The sequence below is a fragment of the Streptomyces sp. NPDC054786 genome, assembly GCF_053611685.1.
This window is the reverse complement of record NZ_JBSHAW010000018.1, coordinates 46,840-68,911: the sequence shown is the minus strand read 5'-3', so window position 1 is coordinate 68,911 and position 22,072 is coordinate 46,840. Positions and strand designations below refer to the sequence as shown.

At 71.8% G+C, this 22,072-nt stretch carries 15 protein-coding genes and 1 pseudogene; 9 read left to right on the top strand and 7 right to left on the bottom strand.

Annotated elements, in window-relative coordinates:
- Positions 1–100 precede the first annotated feature (100 nt).
- The 4 genes from ACWGI6_RS16955 (at position 101) to panD (ending at position 8,146) form a co-directional block, all read left to right on the top strand.
- A complete protein-coding gene (locus tag ACWGI6_RS16955; protein WP_453268229.1) occupies positions 101–6,223 on the top strand; it encodes an amino acid adenylation domain-containing protein in 6,123 nt (2,040 codons plus the stop codon).
- Positions 6,223–6,441, top strand: a complete 219-nt coding sequence (locus ACWGI6_RS16950) for an MbtH family protein (protein ID WP_453268228.1) — start codon at positions 6,223–6,225, stop codon at positions 6,439–6,441. The genes ACWGI6_RS16955 and ACWGI6_RS16950 overlap by 1 nt, the downstream gene beginning before the upstream one ends.
- Complete coding sequence (locus tag ACWGI6_RS16945) at positions 6,438–7,697, top strand: beta-ketoacyl-[acyl-carrier-protein] synthase family protein (RefSeq protein WP_453268227.1); 1,260 nt, start codon at positions 6,438–6,440, stop codon at positions 7,695–7,697. Before ACWGI6_RS16950 ends, ACWGI6_RS16945 begins: the two co-directional genes overlap by 4 nt.
- Before the next feature lie 77 nt (positions 7,698–7,774).
- On the top strand, positions 7,775–8,146 hold the full coding sequence (gene panD / locus ACWGI6_RS16940; RefSeq protein WP_453268226.1) for an aspartate 1-decarboxylase: 372 nt from the start codon (positions 7,775–7,777) through the stop codon (positions 8,144–8,146).
- 29 nt (positions 8,147–8,175) lie between these two features.
- Here the strand turns inward: panD and ACWGI6_RS16935 are convergent, their stop codons facing one another.
- The gene (locus tag ACWGI6_RS16935) at positions 8,176–9,354 is read right to left on the bottom strand and encodes an Nramp family divalent metal transporter (protein ID WP_453268225.1); all 1,179 of its coding nucleotides are present in this window, start codon (positions 9,352–9,354) and stop codon (positions 8,176–8,178) included.
- 322 nt (positions 9,355–9,676) lie between these two features.
- Between ACWGI6_RS16935 and ACWGI6_RS16930 the strand changes: the two genes are divergently transcribed.
- Positions 9,677–10,786 carry a prephenate dehydrogenase gene (locus ACWGI6_RS16930; protein WP_453268292.1) on the top strand — a complete coding sequence of 370 codons (1,110 nt, stop codon included), beginning with the start codon at positions 9,677–9,679 and terminating at the stop codon, positions 10,784–10,786.
- Between the two features lie 406 nt (positions 10,787–11,192).
- Here the strand turns inward: ACWGI6_RS16930 and ACWGI6_RS16925 are convergent.
- Positions 11,193–11,351 (bottom strand): annotated as a pseudogene (locus tag ACWGI6_RS16925) (DUF255 domain-containing protein); the annotation flags it as partial.
- A gap of 147 nt (positions 11,352–11,498) precedes the next feature.
- Between ACWGI6_RS16925 and ACWGI6_RS16920 the strand changes: the two are divergent.
- Positions 11,499–14,780, top strand: coding sequence for a tetratricopeptide repeat protein (locus ACWGI6_RS16920; RefSeq protein WP_453268224.1), 3,282 nt, complete (start codon positions 11,499–11,501; stop codon positions 14,778–14,780).
- Between the two features lie 233 nt (positions 14,781–15,013).
- Here the strand turns inward: ACWGI6_RS16920 and ACWGI6_RS16915 are convergent, their stop codons facing one another.
- Together ACWGI6_RS16915 and mca are read right to left on the bottom strand one after the other, a co-directional pair.
- Positions 15,014–15,259, bottom strand: coding sequence for an RAMP4 family protein (locus ACWGI6_RS16915; protein WP_393906758.1), 246 nt, complete (start codon positions 15,257–15,259; stop codon positions 15,014–15,016).
- A gap of 4 nt (positions 15,260–15,263) precedes the next feature.
- The gene (mca, locus tag ACWGI6_RS16910; protein ID WP_453268223.1) at positions 15,264–16,136 is read right to left on the bottom strand and encodes a mycothiol conjugate amidase Mca; all 873 of its coding nucleotides are present in this window, start codon (positions 16,134–16,136) and stop codon (positions 15,264–15,266) included.
- A gap of 130 nt (positions 16,137–16,266) precedes the next feature.
- Between mca and ACWGI6_RS16905 the strand changes: the two genes are divergently transcribed.
- Positions 16,267–16,677 carry a DUF4307 domain-containing protein gene (locus tag ACWGI6_RS16905; protein WP_453268222.1) on the top strand — a complete coding sequence of 137 codons (411 nt, stop codon included), beginning with the start codon at positions 16,267–16,269 and terminating at the stop codon, positions 16,675–16,677.
- 278 nt (positions 16,678–16,955) lie between these two features.
- On the top strand, positions 16,956–17,453 hold the full coding sequence (gene greA / locus ACWGI6_RS16900; protein ID WP_393906755.1) for a transcription elongation factor GreA: 498 nt from the start codon (positions 16,956–16,958) through the stop codon (positions 17,451–17,453).
- 148 nt (positions 17,454–17,601) lie between these two features.
- Here greA and ACWGI6_RS16895 read toward each other — a convergent pair whose 3' ends face one another.
- The 3 genes from ACWGI6_RS16895 to ilvA all read right to left on the bottom strand — a co-directional run bounded on the left by ACWGI6_RS16895 (position 17,602) and on the right by ilvA (position 21,186).
- Complete coding sequence (locus ACWGI6_RS16895; RefSeq protein ID WP_453268221.1) at positions 17,602–18,480, bottom strand: ABC transporter permease; 879 nt, start codon at positions 18,478–18,480, stop codon at positions 17,602–17,604.
- Complete coding sequence (locus ACWGI6_RS16890) at positions 18,477–19,574, bottom strand: ATP-binding cassette domain-containing protein (protein ID WP_453268220.1); 1,098 nt, start codon at positions 19,572–19,574, stop codon at positions 18,477–18,479. Before ACWGI6_RS16890 ends, ACWGI6_RS16895 begins: the two co-directional genes overlap by 4 nt.
- 340 nt (positions 19,575–19,914) lie before the next feature.
- Complete coding sequence (gene ilvA, locus ACWGI6_RS16885) at positions 19,915–21,186, bottom strand: threonine ammonia-lyase (RefSeq protein ID WP_453268219.1); 1,272 nt, start codon at positions 21,184–21,186, stop codon at positions 19,915–19,917.
- A 208-nt stretch (positions 21,187–21,394) separates the two neighbouring features.
- On the opposite strand from ilvA, the gene ACWGI6_RS16880 reads away from it, so the two are divergent.
- Positions 21,395–21,895 (top strand): MarR family winged helix-turn-helix transcriptional regulator, encoded by a 501-nt coding sequence (locus ACWGI6_RS16880; RefSeq protein WP_393906751.1) that lies wholly within the window; start codon positions 21,395–21,397, stop codon positions 21,893–21,895.
- The last annotated feature ends 177 nt before the right edge of the window (positions 21,896–22,072 follow it).

Sequence of the window (22,072 nt, the reverse complement as noted above, 5' to 3'; positions counted from 1 at the left end):
AATTCGAATTGCCGGATGGTTGCCTGGCTGGACTTCGCATACCGCAGCAACATGGCCGACGGGAACCGCTCGGCCCGTGCACATGGTTGGAGATCTCGCAGTGCCTGCCCATGACTCACTGGAAGCGGTCCTGCCGCTCGCTCCGCTGCAGGAGGGCCTGTTCTTCCACGCCCAGTCGGCCCCGGGCGGAACGGACGAGTACGTCAGTCAGGCGGCACTGCGCCTGGACGGCCCCCTCGACGGACCCCGGCTGCTCGCGGCCTGTCAGGCAGCGGTGCACCGGCACGCGGCGCTGCGCACTTCCTTCCTGCAGCGTAAGAACGGTCAGACGGTGCAACTGGTGCATCGCACGGTTACGGTCCCCTGCACCGAACTCGACCTGAGCGACGGGGAGGAGACCGGTCCGCGGCTCGCCCGCCACCTCCTCGACGAGCGGCAGCGCGGCTTCGACCTGGGCAGGCCGCCGCTGATCCGCTTCTCACTGCTGCGCATGGCCGCTGATCGGCATGTGCTGGTTCTGACGCACCATCACATACTTTTGGACGGCTGGTCGTTGTCCGTCGTCCTGGGCGATGTGTTCGCCCTCTACGCCGCGGGCAGCGACCGTGCCCTGCCGCGTCCCGTGCCCGTCACCGGATACCTGTCGTGGCTGGCCAAGCAGGACACCGAGGCCTCCTTGACGGCCTGGCGGACAGCACTCGCCGAGCTGGCGGAACCGGCCCTGACCGCCCCCGGCCTCGCCCCTGCCCGCACCCTGCCCGACCTGACCGTCACCGAACTGGCCCCGGAGCGCACGGCCGCGCTGCTACGGACCGCCCGCGACCGTGGACTCACCCTCAACACCGTCGCCCAGGCGGCCTGGGCACTGGTGCTGACCTCTGTGACGGGCAGCACCGACGTCGTCTTCGGGCAGACCGTGTCGGTGCGGTCCGCGCCGGCCGCACGGATCCAGGACATGGTCGGCCTGCTCATCAACTCCGTACCGGTGCGCGTCCGGCTGAACCCGGCCGAACCGTTGCGTGCCCTGCTGGACCGGGTCCAGCGCGAGCAGTCGGCACTCGCCGACCACCACCACATCGGCCTGTCCGAGATCCAGCGGCTGAGCGGCCACAGCACCCTGTTCGACACCTTCCTGTCCCTCGGCGATCCCGGGTCCGGCGCCGCCCCGGTCCGGCCGGCGGACGGTCTGCGGATCGCCCCGCTGACCGACGACCCGGAGCAGCCCGCGGGCGACGGCGCGCGCGGTTCCACGCACTATCCGCTGAGCCTCGTCGTCGTGCCCGGCGACCGGCTGCGCCTCGAACTGACCCACCGTCGTGAGGTGTTCACCGAGCGGCAGGCGCGCGAGGTGCTGGACCGGATGACGGCCGCCCTCGACGCCGTAGTCACCGCGCCGGACACCACGGTCGCGGCCGTCGACCTGCTCGGCGGAGCCGGCCCGGGCGCCCTGCCCGACCCGTACGGCCCCACCCGCGGCCCCGCCCCCCGCACCACCCTTCCCGCTCTCTTCGAGGAGCAGGTCCGCCGCACGCCCGAACGGTTGGCCCTCGCCGACCGGCACCGCACCGTCGGCTACCTGGAGGTCAACGCCGCCGCCAACCGGCTGGCTCGCGCCCTGGTGGCCCGGGGCATCGGGCCCGAGGACACCGTCGCCGTCATGCTGCCGCACGGGGCGGAGCTCGTCGTCGTACTGCTGGCGGTCCTCAAGGCCGGTGCCGCCTACCTCCCGATCGATGCCGCGCTGCCCACCGAGCGGGTGACGTTCATGCTGGACGACGCCCGCCCGGCGGCGATCATCGCGGACGGGCCCGCGGGCAGCGTGCCGCACGGTGCCGTGTCACCCGCCGACCTCGCCGCCGAGCAGTACCCCGACACGGACCTCACCGACGCCGACCGGATCCGCCCGCTCGGCCCGGGCAACGGCGCCTACCTCATCTACACCTCCGGCTCGACGGGCCGGCCCAAGGGCGTCCAGGTCGAGCACCGGGCCATGGCCGCTTATCTGGAGTTCGCCCGCCACGCGTATCCGGGCCTCGGCGACACGGCCGTCGTACAGTCGCCGATCTCCTTCGACTTCACCCTCACCGGCGTCTTCGGGACACTGACCGCGGGCGGCCGGGTCCATATGGCGGCCCTGGACGAGCCGGCGCCGGACGGGCTCGGCCGCCCGTCCTTCACGAAGGTGACTCCCAGTCAGCTGCCGCTGCTGGCCACCACGCACACCTGGCTGTCCCCCACCAAGGACCTGGTCATCGGTGGCGAGCAGCTCACCGGCGAGGCGCTGCGGGCCTGGCGGGACGGAAACGCGCACGCCACCGCCGTCAACGAGTACGGGCCGACGGAGGCGACCGTCGGCTGCATGGAGTACCGGATCGGGCCGGACGACACGATCACCCCAGGCGCCGTACCGGTCGGGCGGCCGGTCCCGGGCACCGCGGTCCATGTGCTCGACCCGTGGCTGCGGCCGGTTCCCGCCGGAACACCCGGCGAGGTGTACCTGGCGGGGCCCAACCTGGCCCGCGGCTATGTGCGCCGCCCCGGCACGACCGCGGAGCGGTTCGTCGCCAACCCCTTCGGCGCTCCCGGGGGACGCATGTACCGCACCGGTGACATCGCCCGCTGGGGCCACGACGGACAGCTCGTCTACCTGGGCCGCAACGACGGCCAGCTCAAGGTCCGCGGCCAGCGGGTGGAACCCACCGAAATCGAGGCCGTCCTGAGCGGTCACCCCGCGGTGCGGCACTGCGCGGTCGACACCCAGGACGGCCCGAAGGCCCACCGCCTGGTCGCCTACGTCGTCCTCGACGGCGACCCCGGCCCGCAGGCGCTGCGCGAACACGCCGCGGCCCAGCTGCCCGCCTCGCTCGTCCCGGATGCCTTCGTCCCGGTGCCCGAGATCCCGCTGACCCCCAACGGCAAGCTCGACCGCGCGGCCCTCCCGGCCGTCGCCGCCACGACCGGCAACGAACCCACCGCGGGCCGCCCGCCCCGCTCGGAGACCGAGCGGCTGCTCTGCCGGCTGTTCTCCGAGGTGCTGCGCACCGATCTGCACTCCGTGGACCACGGCTTCTTCGAACTCGGCGGCGACTCCATCCTGTCCCTGCAACTCGTCGCCAAGGCCCGGTCCGCAGGCCTGAAGCTGAGCCCCCGGCAGATCTTCGAACACCGCACCGTGGCGGAGCTGGCCGCGGTGTGCGGGCCTCCCGCCCAGGGCCAGGAGCCGGTCCGGCACGACGAGGGCACCGGCCGATTCCCGGCACCGCCCATCGTGCAAGGGCTGCGCGAACTCGGGGGTCCCCTCGCCCCGTTCAACCAGTCCACGCTGCTCGCCGTACCCGCCCGGCTCGGGCTGCAACGCCTGGTGACCGCCGTGCAGGCACTCCTCGACCGGCACGACGCGCTGCGCATGCGGCTGACCGACAATTTCGACCTGTTGGTGCCACCGACCGGTGCCGTCGACGCACGGGGCCGCGTGCACCGCGTCGACATCTCCGGCGACCGGACACCGGACGCCGTGATCGCCGACCATGCCGCCCGCGCCGCCGAACGCCTCGACCCGCAGGCCGGACACCTGGTGCAGGTGGTGTGGTACGACGCCGGGGACCAGCCAGGACGACTCCTGGTGATGATCCATCACCTGGCCGTGGACGCCGTGTCGTGGCGCGTCCTGCTGCCCGACCTGCACGCCGCCTGGGTGGCCGCCGGCACCAGGGAACCCACCCTGCCGGCGCCGGTTCCGACCTCGCTGCGCCGCTGGTGCCTGGCGCTCTCCAAGGCATCGGCCACCCCCCGCTTCACGGCGCACCTCGATCGGTGGCGGCGCACCCTCGCCGAGGCCGGCCCGCAGCTCACCGACCGTCCCGCGGATCCTGGGCGCGATGTGCACGGCACCGCGCGCACCCTCTCGGTCGAACTGCCGGCCACGCAGACCGAGGCCCTGCTCACCACGCTGCCCGCCGCTTTGCGCATGGGCACCGAGGATGTCCTGCTGACCGCCCTCGCGGTGGCCGCGGCTCGGCAGGGCGCAGGCGGCAACGGGCTGCTGCTCGACCTGGAGGGACACGGCCGCCAGGACATCGACGGCCTGGACCTCAGCCGCACCGTGGGCTGGCTCACCACCCTGCACCCGGTGCTGCTCGCCCCCGGTACCGCCGCCATGGACGACGCCTCGCTCCTACGCGCCCTGAAGACCGTCAAGGAGCAGCTGCGCCACACGCCGGACCACGGCATCGGCTACGGCCTGCTGCGCCATCTGAACGACCAGGGCCGCACCGTGCTCGGCGCCCTGCCAGGACCGCAGGTCGCCTTCAACTACCTCGGCCGGTACACCGCCGACGGCGAGACCGAGTGGCGGCCCGTCGCCGAGTCCGCCGCCCCGCCGGTGCACCCCGGCATGCCGCTGGCCCACCCGCTGGAGATCAACGCGGTGGCCGAGGTCCACGGCACCGGTCCACGCCTGACCGCGAACTGGACCTGGGCACCCGCACTCCTGCCCGAGCGGCAGGTACGGTGCCTGGCCGATGAGTGGACGGCCGTCCTGCACGCCTTCGCCGCCCTCGCCGACCAGGGCGCGGCACACGGCCTGACCCCGTCGGACCTACCCCTCGTACACCTCACCCAGGAGGAGCTGGAGAGCCTGGAGGCGGACGGCCCGGTCGCGGACGTGCTCCCGCTCAGCCCGGCCCAGCACGGGCTTCTGTTCCACGCGCACTACGAACACGGCGCGCCCGATGTGCACACGGTGCAGACGGAGCTGGAGCTGGCGGGCGACCTGGACGCGGCCCGGCTACGGGCCTCTTGCCTGGCCCTGGTGCAGCGGCACGAGGCGCTGCGCGCCCGCTTCACCCTGCTGCCCTCCGGTGAACCGGTGCAGGTCCTCGCCGACAAGATCGAAGTGCCGTGGCGGGACGTCGACTTGCGCGACACCGATGCGGCGGTAAGGGAGCAGGTCGTCCTCGATGAGCGCCTACGCCCGTTCGACCTCGCCCACGCCCCCCTGCTGCGCTGGCTGCTGCTGCGCCACGACGCCCGCCGGCACAGCCTGGTGCTGACCCAGCACCACATCCTGACCGACGGCCGCTCGACCGCGATCCTGCTGCACGACCTGGCCCACCTGTACCGGAACGGCGCGAACGCCCGGGGACTGCCCGACCCCGTCCCCTACCGCCGGCACTACGCCTGGCTGCAGCGCCAGGACGGGAGCGCGGCGCGGGCCGCCTGGCGCAAGACGCTGTCGGGCGCCGAACCGGCCCTGCTCGCCCCGGACGGCGACACCGACCGGGTGCGCGCCCTGCCGGAGCAGCGCGTCACAGAACTCACCGAGGACACCACCGCGGCGCTCCGCGCCCTGGCACGCGGTCACGGTGTCACCTTGAACACGCTGGTCCAGGTGGCGTGGGCGCTGACCCTGCACCACCTCACCGGCGCCGACGACGTGGTGTTCGGCAACACCGCGTCGATCCGCACGCCCGAGGTCCCCGGACACGAGGACCTGGTCGGCCTGCTGATCAACACCGTGCCGGTACGGATACGACTGGACCCCCGCGCCGCGCTCGGCGAGCTGCTCCGTGCCGTGCACCGGGAACAGACGGAGCTGGCCGAGCACCGGCACCTGTCCCTCGGCGACATCCAGCGCGAGGCCGGTACGGGTGAACTCTTCGACACCTGCCTGGTGTTCGAGAACTACGCGGCGGCCGGACCGGTCGCGAGCGATCCGCGACCGGACGCGCTGCTGATCACCGACATGGACGGGCACGACCCGTACCACTATCCGGTCAAGCTGGCCGTGACGCCCGAAGAGCGCCTGCACCTGTCCTTCGGCCACCGGCCCGACCTGGTGCCCGAACCCATCGCCGAGCACCTCGTACACCTGCTCCCGACGCTCCTGCGGACCGTTGCCGCGGCGCCCTCGGCGGCGGTCGGCGACCTGATGCTCGCCCCGGACGCCCTGCGCCGTACCCAGGACGCCCTCGCGGCGCATGCCGCGTACCTGCTCGGCGCCGAACGCCTCGGTCCCGACGACGACTTCTTCGACCACGGAGCCGACTCCCTGACGGCGCTGAAGCTGACGGCGCGGATCAACGCCGCGTTCGGCCGTGATCTGGACGTTCGCACCGTGGTCGAACGACGCACCGCGCGGCGGCTGGCACCCCTGTGTGTCCTCGATGCCGCGGTCCCACCCACCACTCACGCCACGCGATCCATCACGAGAGGCACACACTGATGCAGAACCCCTTCGAAAACCCGGACGGCCGCTTCCTGGTGCTGCGCAACGACGAGGGCCAGCACTCCCTGTGGCCCGCCTTCGCCGAGATTCCCCAGGGTTGGACCACTGTCCACGATGAGGCCGACCGGCAGACGTGCCTGGACCACATCGAGGCGCAGTGGACCGACATCAGGCCGCTGAGCCTGATAGCGGCCATGGAGCGGGAGTCCGCATGACGGGCGCCGTCGGCGATGACGCCGTCGTGGTGACCGGGCTCGGCGCGGTCACCCCGCTCGGGGTCACGGTCAAGGAGACCTGGGAGGGGCTGCTCTCCGGGCACAGCGCCGTCCGGGCCCTGGACCAGCCGTGGGCCGCCGACCTGCCGGTGCGCATCGCCGCCCCGGCGGCGGCCGAGCCCGCGCCGCTGCTCGAACGGGTGCTGGCCCGCCGAGTGGACCGGGTCGGCGCCTTCGGGCTGCTCGCGGTACGGGAAGCGTGGGCCGACGCCGGCTTCATCGGCCGGGCCGATGCCTGCGGCCTTCTCGACCCGGAGCGGGTGGCGGTCGTCCTGGGCACCGGGATCGGCGGCGCGCACACCGTCGTCCACAACCACGAGGAGCTGCGCACGCGCGGCCCGCGCAAGGTATCCCCGCACGCCGTGCCGATGCTGATGGGCAACCACTCGTCCGCCCTGGCGGCGATCGAGGTGGGTGCCCTCGGCCAGGCGTCGGCCCCGTCCACCGCCTGCGCGGCCGGCGCCGACTCGATCGCCGCCGGACTGGATCTGATCCGGCTGGGCCGGGCGGACGTAGTGCTGGCAGGCGGTGCCGATGCCGGCGTGCACCCGCTGGTGATGGCGGCGTTCTCGGCCATGCGCGCCCTGTCCGCGCGCAACGGCGAGCCGCAGGGCGCCTCCCGGCCGTTCGACCGCTCCCGGGACGGGTTCGTCATCGGCGAGGGCGCGGCCGTCGTGGTGCTGGAGCGCGCCGAACACGCCCGTGCCCGCGGCGCGCAGCCGTACTGCACCCTGGCCGGTGCCGGTCAGGCGTCCGAGGCCCACCATCCCACCGGTCCGCGTCCCGACGGCACCGGCCTGGCCCGCGCGATGCGCCGGGCCCTGGCCGACGCCCGGCTCGCACCGAGCGCGGTGCGGCACGTCCAGGCCCACGCGACCTCAACCCCGGCCGGCGACGCGGCGGAGGCCGCCGCACTGAACGGGGTCTTCGGGCCCGGTGGCGTCCCGGTGTCCGCCGTCAAATCGATGACCGGTCATCTGCTGGGTGCCGCCGGCGCGCTGGCGGCAGTCGCCGCCGTGCTCTCCCTGACCCACTCGGTCGTGCCCCCGACCATCAACGTCCGGGAGCAGGACCCGGACACCGGCCTGGACCTCGTGCGGGAGACGCCCGTCGAGCTGCCCGCCGGTCCGGCCGCCGTCCTGTGCAACGCCGCGGGCTTCGGCGGACACAACACCGCACTCGTCTTCGCCCGCTGAACCCCACGGCCCCACGGTCTTCACCCACCACAGCAACCCCGACCCACCACAGAACTCAGGAACGAGGTACGGCCATCATGCGGCGCACCATGCTGAAGTCCAAGATCCACCGAGCAACCGTCACCCAGGCGGAACTCCACTACGTCGGCTCGCTGACGCTCGACCCGGAGCTGATGGAGCACGCCGACCTGCTGCCAGGCGAACTGGTGCACATCGTCGACGTCAACAACGGCGCCCGGCTCGAGACGTACGTCATCGAAGGGGAGCGCGGCTCGGGCGTTGTCTGCATCAACGGCGCCGCGGCTCGCCTGGTCCACCCCGGCGACATCGTCATCATCATCGCGTACGCCTCCGTCGAGGACGGCGAGGCCGCCGCGCTCGAACCGCGGGTGGTGTTCGTCGACGCATCCAACAGTGTGCTGAAGACCGGCACCGACCCGGGCGCCTGACGGCCGGAGCCGGAGCGGTGCCGGGTGGCTCACCGGACGACCTGAAGCACCACCAGCAGCAGGTTCACGGCGGCTATCGCCCCGGCCAGCATCGACATCCCGGCCCGCGCCACCCGGCCGACGGCGAACTCACCCATGACGCGCCGGTCCGAAGTGAGCATCAAGAGCGGCACGAGGGCCGGCAGGATCCCGAAAGCGAGGACGACTTGGCTCACGATCAGCACCTGGGTCGGGTCGCACCCCGCGGCCGCGGCGACCAGCGCCGGCACCATCGTGACGGTGCGGCGCAGCACCGCCGGCACGCGCCGCCCCACGAACCCGGACATCACCACCTGCCCCGCCAGCGTGCCCACTCCCGACGAGGAGAGCCCTGCGGCCAGCAGCGCCAGCGCGAACACCGTTGCCGAGCCGCCCCCGAGCAGGGTGCCGAGCAGCTGGTGCGTCTGTCCGAGCGAGAGACTGCCGGGCGAGACGCCCTGCAGCGCCCCGGCGGCCATGGCGAGCATCAGCACGTTCACGGTGTTGGCGATGCCGAGCGCAACGAACACCTGCGTGCGTTCCGCCCGCAGGGCCGTGCGGATGCGCTCGTGGTCGCGGACGCCGACCCGGTCGGTCACCAACGCAGAGTGCAGATAGATGGCGTGTGGCATCAGCGTCGCACCGATGATGCCGACGGCCAGGAAGGCCCCGTTCGCGCCCGACACCGACGGCAGCAGTCCCGAGGCCGCGGCGCCCACATCGAAGGTGCCGCGAGCGGTGAGGTAGGCGAATGCCAGCAACAGCAGGGCGAGCGTCAGCGTCAGCAGCCGCTCCAGCCACCTGCGGTGGCGGCCGTGCAGGTCCAGCAGGAGGTAGGAGATGCCTGCGGTGACCAGAGCCGACGCGAACGGTCCGATGTGAAAGAGCAGTTGGAGGGCGACGGCCGAGCCGGTGAACTCGGCGAGGTCCGTCGCCATCGCCACGATCTCCGCCTGCATCCACAGCGCCGTTGACACGCGCGGCCCGAACCGGCGTCGACACGACTCGGGAAGACTCTTCCCGGTGACGATGCCCAGTTTGGCCGACAGGTACTGCACCGGTACGGCGGCGCACCCGGCAGCCAGCACCACCCACAGCAACTGGTAGCCGGTGTCGGCCCCGCTCTGCACATCGGTGGCGAAGTTGCCGGGGTCGATGTACGCGACGGCGGCAAGGAACGCCGGCCCCACCAGTTTGAGGGGGAGGCGAAGACCGCGCCGCGGCGGGCGCAGGCGGGACTCAGGAACCAGGGCGGACGTGTGCAACGGATCCCTCCGGAGACGGGTGACGACCGAACGGCCGTAAGAACAAGGCGAGTTGACCTCATGCCGGATAGCGGAGCGTACATGACGATATGGAGGGGTTTGCATGCATAGATCAGAAATATTCGAACCGGCAACAGAGGTGCCGGTCATGCACACGCCGGGTGCACCGAGACCGGCCCCGGGGCGATCGGGAACGCTGGAGCGCAGACCGTCCCCGCAGGCGACTCCCGATCGGTACGCGGGGCGCATCCGCAGCGCCGTTGTCGTCGGCACCGGTCTGATCGGCACCTCTGTGGCCCTGTGCCTGGCCGGCCATGGCGTACAGGTGCATCTGCGGGACGCGGACGACGACTCGGGACGGACGGCGTCCGCACTCGGCGCAGGTTTGCTCGCCCCGCCCGCACAGCCGGCGGACCTGGCCGTCGTCGCCGTACCGCCCGCCCTGGTGGGCCAGGTCCTCGCCGAGGTCCAGCAGGAGGGCCTGGCCCGGCACTGCATGGACGTGGCCAGCGTCAAGCGCGGGCCGCTGAGGGACGCGGAGGCGCGCGGCTGCGACCTGTCCTCCTGCATCGGCAGCCATCCGATGGCGGGCCGGGAGCTCTCGGGCCCGCTGGCCGCACAGGCCGCGCTCTTCCAGGGCCGGCCCTGGGTGCTCACGCCCACCGCAAGCACCGGGACGGAAACCCTCAATCTGGCGCTGGAGTTGGTCGCCCTCTGCGGTGCCGTGCCGGTGCTGATGGACGCTGCGGAACACGATCGTGCGGTGGCCCTCGTCTCCCACACGCCACAACTCGTCGCCAGCCTGATGGCCGCCCGTCTGGAGGGGGCCGAGTCGTCCACGGTCCGGTTGGCGGGGCAGGGGCTGCGGGACGTGGTGCGTACGGCGGCTTCGTCCTCCGCGATGTGGATGGACATCTTGGACGCCAACGCCGGCGCTGTGGCTGCCGTACTGAACGACCTGGCGGCCGACCTGACCGAGACGGTGCGGGCACTACGGGACCTGTCGACAACGGACGGCGCCGGGCGGGCAGCGGGGACGGCCCGGCTGGCGGATCTACTACACCGGGGAAACGCCGGGCACCGCCGCATTCCTGGCAAGCATGGGGCGGTCGCGACGCGCTATGACAGCGTCGCCGTGCTCATCGGGGATCAGCCCGGGGAACTGGCACGCCTGCTCGCCGACGTCGGCGCCATCGGCGTGAACGTGGAGGACGTGAAGATCGAACATTCCCCGCGCGACGCCTCCGGACTGGTGGAACTGTCGGTGGCCTCGGGAGCGGAACCCTCTCTCGTCGCCGCGCTCCAGGCACGTGGCTGGGGCATACGACTGGCGGGCGCCGCCCCCCGCATCCCCTGACCGGGGCAGCGACCGACCCGCAACCGTCCACACGGCTTCCGCTGCCGTACACGGGACGCAGAACTGGTCGCGAGCTCGTTCAGGACCATCAATCGACCTGCGGCGAACTCACATGCTTGATGGGGGACTGGGGTGCCGCCGCCCTGAGTTCGTCACCGGCTCGAGTCCGCCCGGCCGCACCGAGGGATCGGTGGCTTCGTCCTCGATGAGTTCTCCTGCAGGAGGCACTCGCACAGCACCCTGATCGCCTCAACTCCGCCGGCCGTATCCAGTGAGTCCGGCAACCACGTAGGTCAGCCCGGGACAACGCCGTCGTGCCCGCCATCGCGCCCTCCTCCGGGTGAACTTCCCCTTCACTCGGGCGACTTGAATGGCTTCCAGCCCCTTGTTCAGGGAGCAGTCACCGGCACCAGTGGCACGAGCTGTGGCCGACGCTGAGCAGTACCGGCACACCGCGCCGCCGCGCTTCCTCGAACGCGTCGGTGGACCACGGCCACCAGCCGACCGGGGTGTCGGCGTGTGGGAGCAGATAGGGGGAAGTCTCATGAGCCAGGCGGTTCGGCATGGGGCCGTCCTCTCCCCATGAGGCGCGGGGAGCCGGGAGCGGAGGGAGTTATCCACAGGCCTGCCGGAATTCACCTGGACGCGGAACACTGTGCGTACGGCGACGATCACCGCCGGGGACTGCTGGAACTGCTGGAGGGGGATGGGCATGCCGGGCTCCATGGCTGTACTGCGCGACGGCCACCGGGCGGAAGCGGAAGCGCTGTTGACCAGGGCCGTCGAGGAGGAGGTGCGGCGCTCGGACGGCCGGCTCGACGGGGACACGCTGCTCAACCGGGCGCGGGCGGCGCTGGACGAGCTGGCGGGCAGCGCCGCCGAGGAGTACACCGCGTATGTCCGGGCGCTGGACGAGGCCGCCGCCGATCAGCCGTCGCTGTCCCGGCGGCTGTCGCGCAAGGAGCTGGGCACCCCGGCGGTGGCGACGACCGTGGCGGCGGTGACGGCGTTCGGTACGGACCTCGCGTACGGCACGGAAACGGGCGCGGCGCTGGGAGTGGGTGCCGCCGTGCTGGTGGCGGGCGCGGCGGCCACGGTCCTGAAGCTGACCGCGGGCCACTGGCCGGCGGCGCACCGGGAGGCCGGGATGCGCGGCCGGCCCGGCGGCGCGCAGCAGCTGCGGCTGCAGTGGCTCACGGCGCTGGAGGTGCGCGGCATCCGGCCGTTCCTGGACCAGCACCGGATGCTGACGGCGGCGGCCCGCGGCGGCGGCACGACATCCAAGCCCGTCGCCCCGAAGACCGGCCGCGGACCGCAGTTGCGCGGCGCGGACCGCAGCGCGGCGGCCCGCCAGCGCTCCCTGCTGGAGCACTCGTTCTCCCAACTTCCGCGCCCGGACGGCCCCTTCGCCGGACGACGGGCGGAGCTGACGCAGATCGCGCAGTGGGTGCACGCGGCCCGTGCGAGCACGGAGACCAAGCCGACGGTGGTGATACTCCACGGCGAGCCGGGCTCGGGGCGTACGGCGCTGGCGGTGCGGGCCACGCATCAGCTGCGCGATCAGTTCCGTGGCGCGTGTGTGGTGGATCTGCGCAGCGACACCCCCGGGGAGGTGCCGTTGCCGACCCGGGACGCGCTGCTGCATCTGCTCAACCGGCTGGGCGCACCGCGCGAGCAGCTGCTGTTCCGTGAGCGGCCGTCCCAGGAGCAGCACGTCAAGCGGCTCACCGATCTCTACCACCAGCATCTGACGGGACTTCCGGTGACGGTGCTGCTGGACGACGCCGCGGATCCGGAGCAGGTGCGCACCCTGGTGCCGGAGCGGTCCGACAGCCTGGTGCTGGTGACCTCCCGTGCGCCGCTGGAGCTGCCCGAGGACCTGGCGGCGTGGGTGCACCAGCTCCCGGTGGGACCGCTGGACGCCGCCGGCACCGAAGAGCTGCTGCGCGCTTCCGCCGCGGCCGGCGACGAGACCCCGGACGAGACGGGCCCCTACGACGCACAGGCCATCGACGAGATCTCCGGGCTGTGCGCGGGCCTGCCCCTGGCGCTGCGGGTGGCGGGCTCCTCGCTCGGCACGCGCACCGCCACCGCACTGGCCACGGACCTGGCGGCCTACGGCCCGGTGTCACCGGTGGAGCGTGCGCTGTGGCTGCGCTACGCCGACCAGTCGGAGACCGCCCGCCGGCTGCTGCGCCGGCTGGCGCTGGTGGGCCGGGCGAGCCTGGGGGCGGCGGCCTCGGCGGCGCTGCTGGGCGTCGAGCAGGCGGAGGCGGAGCGGGAGCTGACGACGCTGACCCGGGCGGGGCTGATCGAGCATGTGCGGGGCCGGCGCTACCGTCTGCACGCCCTGGTGCACCGCTTCGCGCACGACCGCCTGCTGGACGAGGAGGAGCCGGCCGAGCGCGGTGCGGCCCAGGAGCGGCTGATCCGCGGCTATGCGGAGCTGGCCGACTCGGTCATCCGGCTGGTCGACGGCCGTACGTCCACCCGCGCCGACCGCTTCGGGTCGCACGGCTTCACCTCCCTGGACGCGGCCCTGCAGTGGCTGGACGACGAGACCAGCTTCATCACGGCCGCGCTGCGCCACGCCGACCAGGGCGTGGACCAGGCGGCGGTCTCGCATCTGCTGGGCGCGCTGGCCGACTACTGCCTGCTGCGTGGTGACCTCTACCGTCTGGGCGAGCTGAGCGAGCTGACCCGGGCCGTCGGGCAGGGGTTGGTGGTCCGCTCGGTGCAGTGGCGTACGGGTGTGGCGGCGCGGCAGCTCGGCGAGCTGGACAAGGCACGGACCACGCTGTCCTCGGTGGTCGATCTGTACTTCGAGGCGCAGCATCCGGCGGGCGCCGCCCGTGCGCTGCGCGATCTGGGCATCACGCTCCAGCAGCAGGGCAATCTCGTGGAGGCCGCGGCCAAGCTCCGTGAGGCGCTGGAGCTGCAGTCCGGCGCGGACATGCACGGCGACCGGGCCTGGACGCTGCACGCCCTGGCAGCGGTGGAGCGGGACCGCGCGCAGATCGCCGAGGCCCTCGCCATGCTGCGGGAGGCACTGGAGCTGCACGAGGAGAGCGAGAGCATCCACGGCCAGGCATGGGCACACTTCCAGCTCGGCCAGGTGCATCTGCGCAGGGGCGATGTACCGGCGGCGGAGAGCGCGCTGCATGCGGCGATGGGGCTCTACGGCCGTACGCACGACGAACGCGGCGAGGCCTGGGCGATGACGCAGCTGGCGCGCGCCCGGCTGGTGGACGGCGAGCCGGGCCCCGCGGTGGACCGGCTCCGGCAGGCGCTGCCGCTGCACCATCAGCACGAGGACGCGCGCGGTGAGGCCTGGACGATGTACTACCTGGGCCAGGCGCTGGAGGAGCGCGGCGAACACGATGCGGCGCTGCGGCAGCTGGAGCGGTCGCGGACGATGTTCAGCCGGATGCAGGACGGCTATGGTCTGGCCTGCGCCCGGCACCACTCGGGGCGGGTCACCCGCGATCTGCGGGCGGAGCAGACCGGTTCGCTGCGCAACAGCGGCTTCGCCCGGCAGCTGTTGCAGGACGCCCGTAAGGACTTCCAGCGGATAGGGGTGCCGCACGGGGAGGCGTGGTCCTGCCTGGAGCTGCTGATCATCGACGCCGGCAACGGCCGGTCGGCGCAGGCACTGGAGCTGGCCGACGAGGCGGCGCGCCTCTTTGCCGGCTACGGCGACCGGCGCGGCGAGGACTGGGCGCGGTTCCTGCGCTGCACGCTGCTGCCGCTCGCCTCGCCGGGCGGTTCCGTGGTGGGCACGGCCGTCGCCCAGGAGGAGCTGGCGCAGCTGATCCGCGACAAGCATGCGGCCCGCGATTCCAAGCTGGAGGACTGCGCGGAGGCGTTCGCGCTGCTGCTGGACCGCGGGGTGGAGCCGGAGACGGGCTGGCAGGCATGGCGGCTCGGCATGGTGCCCAACCGCCATGCGCGCGAGGTCATGGGGGTGCTGGTCGCCCCGACCGTCACGGAGTGAGGCCCCGGTACGGCAGGGCACCCGGGCACGGCGCCGCACTGCAGGCGGCGCGTGCCGGGCTCACCGCCCCGTCCGTGCTCCGGTGGCGGCGCTCCGGTGGCGGATCGGGCCCGGCTCGCCGGCCGCTCGGGCCGACGAGCCGCCGGGCCGGTCAGCCGGCCGTGTCCATCGGCCGGCCGTCGACCGCCACCCGGTCTTCAGGGACCGGCCGGCCCCCGGCCCCCGGCCGGTCCTCAGCTGGTCTTCGGCTTCGGTGCCTGCGCGGCGGCTGCGGTGCCCGCCTCGGCGTCCTCCGGCTGTTCCTCGAAGTCCACCTTCTTCATCTGCTTGTTCATGGACTTCATCAGCAGCCACACGGCGCCGCCGATGACCGCGAAGACGATGAAGCCGAGGACGCCGGGGGTCACTTTGTCCTTGTCGAAGCTGTCGGCAAGTGTGACCAAGTGCGTCAGGGCGAGGGTGCTGGTCGCGCTCATCATGGGCTCAATTGTTGCGGATGCCCGCGAAGAGGTCGCCCTCGGGGAGGGAAGTGTCCACGAGCGACTTCGCGAGCTCGTACTCCTCCGTCGGCCAGACCTCGCGCTGGATGTCCATCGGCACCCGGAACCAACCGCCGTCGGGGTCGATCTGGGTGGCGTGGGCGATCAGTGCCTTGTCACGGATCTCGAAGAAGTCGGCGCACGGGACATACGTGGTCAGCGTGCGCTCGCGCTGCTCGAACTGCTTCCAGCGCTCCAGCCACTCGCCGTAGGGCGAATCCATGCCGCGGGCCAGCAGCGCCTCGTGCAGCGCGATCGTGCGGGGCCTGTTGAAGCCCTGGTTGTAGTAGAGCTTCTGGGGCTGCCACGGCTCGCCGGCCTCCGGGTACTTCTCCGGGTCGCCGGCCGCATCGAAGGCCACCATCGTGATCTTGTGGGTCATGATGTGGTCCGGGTGCGGATAGCCGCCGTTCTCGTCGTAGGTCGTGATGACCTGCGGCTTGAACTTCCGGATCAGCTTGACCAGGGGCTCCGCCGCCTCTTCGACGGACTGCAGCGCGAAGCAGCCGTCGGGCAGCGGCGGCAGCGGGTCGCCCTCGGGCAGCCCGGAGTCGACAAAGCCGAGCCACTCCTGCTTGACGCCCAGGATCTCCCGGGCCTCGTCCATTTCCTTCTTCCGTACCTCGTGGATGTGCTCCTCGATGTACGGGTCTCCCTGGAGTTTGGGGTTGAGGATGGATCCTCGCTCACCGCCTGTGCAGGTGGCGACCAGCACGTCCACCCCCTCGGACACGTACTTGGCCATCGTGGCCGCACCCTTGCTCGACTCGTCGTCGGGGTGGGCGTGGACCGCCATCAATCGCAGCTGCTCAGTCAAGACTCGATCCTCAGTGATGGGCCGGAGAAGATGCCTCCTATAGTGACCGAAGCGAGGGGGCGCTGTATTCCCAGGGGCGGGGACCCCCCGGGGGTTCGTGGCCCAGGTCCCCCTACCAGGAGGATGGATCATGACCGCGGTGCGTGAAGGGCTCCCCGACGGACGCTACGGCCGCTCCGCGGATGAGCGTGCGGACCGCAAGCTCAAGATCATTGGCGCGGTGCTCGGTGCCGCCCTGCTGGGTGTGGTCGGCTGGTCCGGCATCTCGTACATCGCGGGGCAGGACCTCAGCGGCCGCGTGATCACCTGGGACGCCGTCTCCGATCACGCCGTCAAGGTCCATCTCGAGGTCGTCAAGGGCACGGACGACAAGGGCGTGTGCACCCTCCGCTCACAGGCCGAGGACGGCTCCGAGGTCGGCCGTAAGGACGTCACCGTCGACCAGCGCTCGAGCCAGGTGGACACCGAGGTCACGGTGCGTACGACGAAGCGGGCCACCAATGCCGTACTCGTCGGCTGCACGGCCTCGGGCAACGGCTGACCTGCACCGCAGGCACCGGCAGCGCCCCGGGCCGCCCGGTACGGCCCGCACCCCGCCCCACCACGCCCGCGCCGCCCCGCCACGGCCGGCCCGCCCACCCGCGGGGCGTGTCGTGACCGCCTCTGATCAGGGATGATGCGGTCCTGGGCGGCCGCTGTGAATTTCCTCTTCCCCGTTTTGTGCCGGAATTGTTAGGCTCGTGGTTTCGCCCACCTGTGAAGGCGCAAACCTTCCTGGTAGGGCGTTTGATTTATCCCCAGTACCGACGAGGAGCACCTGTGACCCAGACCAGCGAAAACGTCACCTGGCTTACCCAGGAGGCGTATGACCAGCTCAAGGCAGAGCTGGAGCACCTGTCTGGTCCCGCACGCGCCGAGATCACCGAGAAGATCGCGGCGGCCCGCGAGGAAGGTGACCTGAAGGAGAACGCCGGGTACCACGCGGCCAAGGAAGAGCAGGGCAAGCAGGAACTGCGGGTCCGCCAGCTCACCCAGCTGCTGCAGACCGCGAAGGTCGGCGAGGCCCCTGCCGCCACCGGCGTCGTCGCTCCCGGCATGGTCGTCACCATCGCGTTCGACGGGGACCCGGACGACACGCTGTCGTTCCTTCTGGCCTCCCGGGAGTACGCGAGCTCGGACATCGAGACCTACTCCCCCCAGTCGCCGCTGGGCACCGGCGTGAACGGCAAGAAGGTCGGCGCCGAGGCGGAGTACGAGCTCCCCAACGGCAAGAAGGCGGCCGTGAAGGTCCTCGACGCGAAGCCGTACACCGGCTGACTCCCCCGAGGCACCCCTCAGACGGTGAAGCGGCCCGGAGCATGACGCTCCGGGCCGCTTCGCGCTGTCTGCAGCGCCCGGCCGACGAGACCTTGGCCGCTCAGACCGTAAGCCGCGCAGGCCGCAAACCGCGCAGTCCGCAAACCGCTCAGGCCGTGGCCGACCGGTATTTGCGGACGGCCAGCGTCCGGAACACCGCGATGATCAGGACGGACCAGATCACCGAGGCCAGCACCGGGTGGTCCATCGGCCAGGCCCCGGTCACCGACGTGGGCACCCCGTCGATGGTGTTGCCGAACAGCTGCCGTGCGGCGGCCACCGTCGCGCTGAACGGGTTCCACTCCGCGACATGCTGCAGGAACGCCGGCATGCCGTTGACCGGAACGAACGCATTCGAGATGAAGGTCAGCGGGAAGAGCCAGATCAGCCCGCCCGAGGTGGCCGCCTCCGGCGTCCGCACCGTCAGGCCGATGAGCGCGCCGATCCAGGAGAAGGCGTAGCCGAGCAGGAGCAGCAGCGCGAAGCCGGCCAGCACCTCGGCGAGGTTCTCGTGGGCGCGCCAGCCGATCAGCAGCGCGACGACCGCCAGCACCACCAGCGTCAGCGCGGTCTGCACGAGGTCGGCGAGGGTCCGGCCGGTGAGCACCGCACCACGGGACATCGGCAGCGACCGGAACCGGTCGATGAGGCCCTTGTGCATGTCATCGGCGATCCCCGCACCGGCCCCCGCCGTGGCGAAGGTGACGGTCTGCGCGAAGATCCCGGCCATCAGGAACTCGCGATAGGCCTGGGCGTCACCGACCGGGGCACCGGGGATGTTGATGGAGCCGCCGAAGACGTACGTGAACAGCACCACGAACATGATCGGCTGGATGAGCCCGAAGATCACCACTTCGGGGATCCGCATCATCCGGATCAGATTGCGTCTGGCGACGACCAGGGAGTCGCGTACGGACCTGCTGAAGCCGCCGCGTGGCTGCGGGGTACGGACCCGGGCGTCGCCGGCCGTTTCGGTCAACGTGGTCACTTCACGCCCTCCTTGTCGCTCGTCGCGCCCGCATCCGCGTCGGCCGCTCCGGCCGCCGGCCCGTCCTCGCCCGGACCGGACGTGCCGGCCCCCTTGGCGCCCTTCTTCTGCCGCCCGACGGCGCTCTTGCCGCCCGCGCCGTTCTCCTCCGCGGCCTCCGCGGCGTGCCCGGTCAGCGAGATGAACACATCGTCGAGGGTCGGGCGCCGCAGCCCGATGTCATCGATCTCCACCCCGCGCGCATCCAGTTCGCGGATGACCTCGGCGAGCAGCTTGGCGCCGCCGGTCACGGGGACCGTGAGTTTGCGGATATGCGGTTCGACCGTGCCCTCGCCCTTGCCGAAGCCGCGCAGGATCTCGTCGGCGATGGTGAGGTGCTCGGGGGCGTGCACCACGACCTCGACGCGCTCACCGCCGGTACGCGCCTTGAGCTGGTCGGAGGTGCCGCGGGCGATGACCTTGCCGTGGTCGACGACGCAGATGTCATGGGCGAGGCGGTCGGCCTCCTCCAGGTACTGCGTGGTGAGCAGCAAGGTCGTGCCGCCCGCGACCAGTTCCTGGATGACGTCCCACAGCCCTTGGCGGTTACGGGGGTCCAGACCGGTGGTCGGCTCGTCCATGAACATCACGGGCGGGCTGACGACCAGCGCGGCGGCCAGGTCGAGCCGGCGGCGCATACCACCGGAGTAGGTCTTGGCGGTGCGGTCGGCGGCGTCGCCGAGATGGAAGCGTTCCAGCAGCTCGGCGGCTCGCCGCTTGGCGTCGCGCCCGCTCATTTGGTAGAGCTGGCCGACCATTATCAGGTTCTCGCGGCCGGTCAAGTACTCGTCCACGGCGGCGAATTGACCGGACAGGCCTATCGAGCGCCGCACCTGGTCGGGGTGCGCGAGGACATCGATCCCGGCGACCACCGCCTTGCCGCGGTCGGGCTGGAGCAGGGTCGTCAGGACGCGTACCGCGGTGGTCTTGCCGGCACCGTTGGGGCCGAGCATTCCGAGGACGGTTCCTTCGGGAACGTCGAGGTCGACGCCGTCCAGTGCCCGCACGTCGCCGAACGTCTTCACCAGACCTTCGGCGTAAATGGCGCCTGGCATATGGGTACTCCCATGGCTTGGGTCAGTTCCAGATCGAATATTACGGTTGGCGGCCTATGCCTGCTCTGCGGGCATTTGTCCGCAACGGAACGCCATGACTCCCCGGCACCCCGTAACGGCGATGCTACGCCGAAACGCGATACATCGCGATACAAATTTCGATTTTCCGCGCGCGAACGACAGGGGAACGGATGTTCGCCAACGCGTGTGGGGGGCGCCACGTTATACCCGTGGCGCCCCTGTGCCCCATCCCTTTACGGCAATCCCTTTTGCGGTACCCCGTGCTGCATCGTGCGGCCTGCGCGTGCGACAGCTGCCGGCCGCCCCTGCCGCACCGCGCTCACTCCGCGACGACGTACCCCGCCGCGTGCAGCGCCGCGCGCACCTCGTCGCAGTGCGCCGGCCCCTGCGTCTCCAGATGCAGCTCCACCTCGACCTCGGTCAGCCCGAGCCGGGGATCGGTCCGCACATGGCCGACGTCGAGCACATTCGCATCGACCTCCGACAGCACCCCGAGCAGCGTCGCCAGCGCCCCCGGCCGGTCCGTCAGCCGCAGCCGCAGCGAGAGATAGCGCCCGCCGGCCGCCATGCCGTGCCGCAGGATGCGCTGCAGCAGCAGCGGGTCGACATTGCCGCCGGACAGCACCGCGACCACCGGCCCCTCGAAGGACTCCGGGTCGGCCAGCAGCGCCGCCACCGGGCTCGCCCCGGCCGGTTCCACCACCAGCTTGGCCCGCTCCAGGCACAACAGCAGCGCACTGGAGAGCTGGTCCTCGGTGACCGTACGGACCTCGTCCACCAGCCTCTCGACCATCTCGAAGGTCACCTCGCCGGGCCGCCCCACCTTGATGCCGTCCGCCATCGTCGACATGCCCTCGATCGCCACCGGCCGCCCGGCCGCCAGCGACGGCGGATAGCAGGCCGCCCCCGCCGCCTGCACCCCGACGACCTTCACATCCGGCCGCAGCGCCTTGACCGCCAGCGCCACCCCCGCGGCGAGCCCGCCGCCGCCGACCCCGACGACGATGGTGCGCACCTCGGGGCACTGTTCGAGGATCTCCAGACCGACGGTGCCCTGGCCCGCGATGATGTCGGGGTGGTCGAAGGGGTGGATGAAGACCGCGCCGGTCTCCCGCGCGTAGTCCTGGGCGGCGGCCAGCGTCTCGTCCACCACCTGGCCGTACAGCCGTACCTCGGCGCCGTATTCGCGGGTGGCGGCGACCTTCGGCAACGGGGCGCCGACCGGCATGAACACCGTCGACCGCACCCCCAGCAACGACGCCGCGAGCGCCACGCCCTGCGCATGGTTGCCGGCACTGGCGGCCACCACACCCGCCGCCCGCTCCTGCGCCGAGAGCCCCGCGATCCGTACGTAGGCGCCACGGATCTTGAAGGAGCCGGTGCGCTGGAGGTTCTCGCACTTGAGGTGCACGGGCGCACCGACCAGCCCCGACAGATAGCGGCTGCCCTCCATCGCGGTGGCCCGCGAGACGCCGGAAAGCATCTTGTGCGCCTGGTGTATGTCCTCGACCGTCACCGCAGCGATCGGGTCCTCGGCAGGGTGCGTGGATGCGGAGGTCTCGTGCGTCGTACGCGGCGTGTGCTCGGCCATATCGCCAGTCTTGCAGTTCGCCCCTCGCGAGGCCTTTTCTGCCCAAATGGCGATCAGGCGCGCGGCCGGGGCGGCACGGCACGGCCCCGTACGGACCCCGGGGGTTACGGGGCGTTATCGGAATGGACAGCCCAGGTACGCCCCGCGCCCGGTCCGCGTACGCTGTCCTCCCATCCATACGCACTTCCATCGAAGCGAGCTCCCGGCCATGCCCACCTCTTCGGACATGACGACCCACACCGACTCCGCTCTCCTCGACGCGCTGCAGCACCAAGTGGCCGTCTTCGCCCGCCGCGCAGAACAGAGCCGGCTCGGCGGCGTCGGGCAGGCGCGCAATTCCATGGACCGCGCCGCCTACCTGCTGCTCAACCGCCTGGACCAGGAAGGCCCGATGGGCGTCAAGGCCCTGGCCGCCGGTATGGGCATCGACTCCTCGACGGTCACCCGGCAGGTCGCCCCGCTGGTCGACTCCGGGCTGGTCAGCCGCGCCACCCATCCGGAGGACGGCCGGGCCGTGGTGCTCCAGCTGTCCGAGCGCGGCCGCGCCCGCCTGGAAGAGGTACGCACGTCCCGCCGGGCACTGATGGCCCTGGTGACGGAGCAGTGGAGCGAGGAGGAGCGCACCGCGTTCACCACACTCCTGACGCGCTTCAACGCCTCCCTCTCCGACATCACCGCATCGTTGGCACCGGTGGGTCCGACGTCCTGACGCCCGCGCGCCGGAGGACCGGCCGCCGACGGGCACCGGGCGACCGCGAGCCGGCGGGCCGCCGTACCGCCGGGCCTTGAACCGCGGGCCCGCGGACTGCCGCACCTGTCACGCCTCTTGACCGGGTGGCCGCACTGCCGTGCTATTGGAGCCCAGGGGGTCGGGTGTCCGTCATCC

Coding starts and splice junctions, on each gene's coding strand:
- ACWGI6_RS16915 (WP_393906758.1), bottom strand. CDS start 15,259: ATGATGAGCGCGACCAGCACCCTCGCCCTGACGCACTTGGTCACACTT.
- ACWGI6_RS16945 (WP_453268227.1), top strand. CDS start 6,438: ATGACGGGCGCCGTCGGCGATGACGCCGTCGTGGTGACCGGGCTCGGC.
- ACWGI6_RS16950 (WP_453268228.1), top strand. CDS start 6,223: ATGCAGAACCCCTTCGAAAACCCGGACGGCCGCTTCCTGGTGCTGCGC.
- ACWGI6_RS16890 (WP_453268220.1), bottom strand. CDS start 19,574: ATGCCAGGCGCCATTTACGCCGAAGGTCTGGTGAAGACGTTCGGCGAC.
- ACWGI6_RS16880 (WP_393906751.1), top strand. CDS start 21,395: ATGCCCACCTCTTCGGACATGACGACCCACACCGACTCCGCTCTCCTC.
- panD (WP_453268226.1), top strand. CDS start 7,775: ATGCGGCGCACCATGCTGAAGTCCAAGATCCACCGAGCAACCGTCACC.
- ilvA (WP_453268219.1), bottom strand. CDS start 21,186: ATGGCCGAGCACACGCCGCGTACGACGCACGAGACCTCCGCATCCACG.
- ACWGI6_RS16920 (WP_453268224.1), top strand. CDS start 11,499: ATGCCGGGCTCCATGGCTGTACTGCGCGACGGCCACCGGGCGGAAGCG.
- ACWGI6_RS16905 (WP_453268222.1), top strand. CDS start 16,267: ATGACCGCGGTGCGTGAAGGGCTCCCCGACGGACGCTACGGCCGCTCC.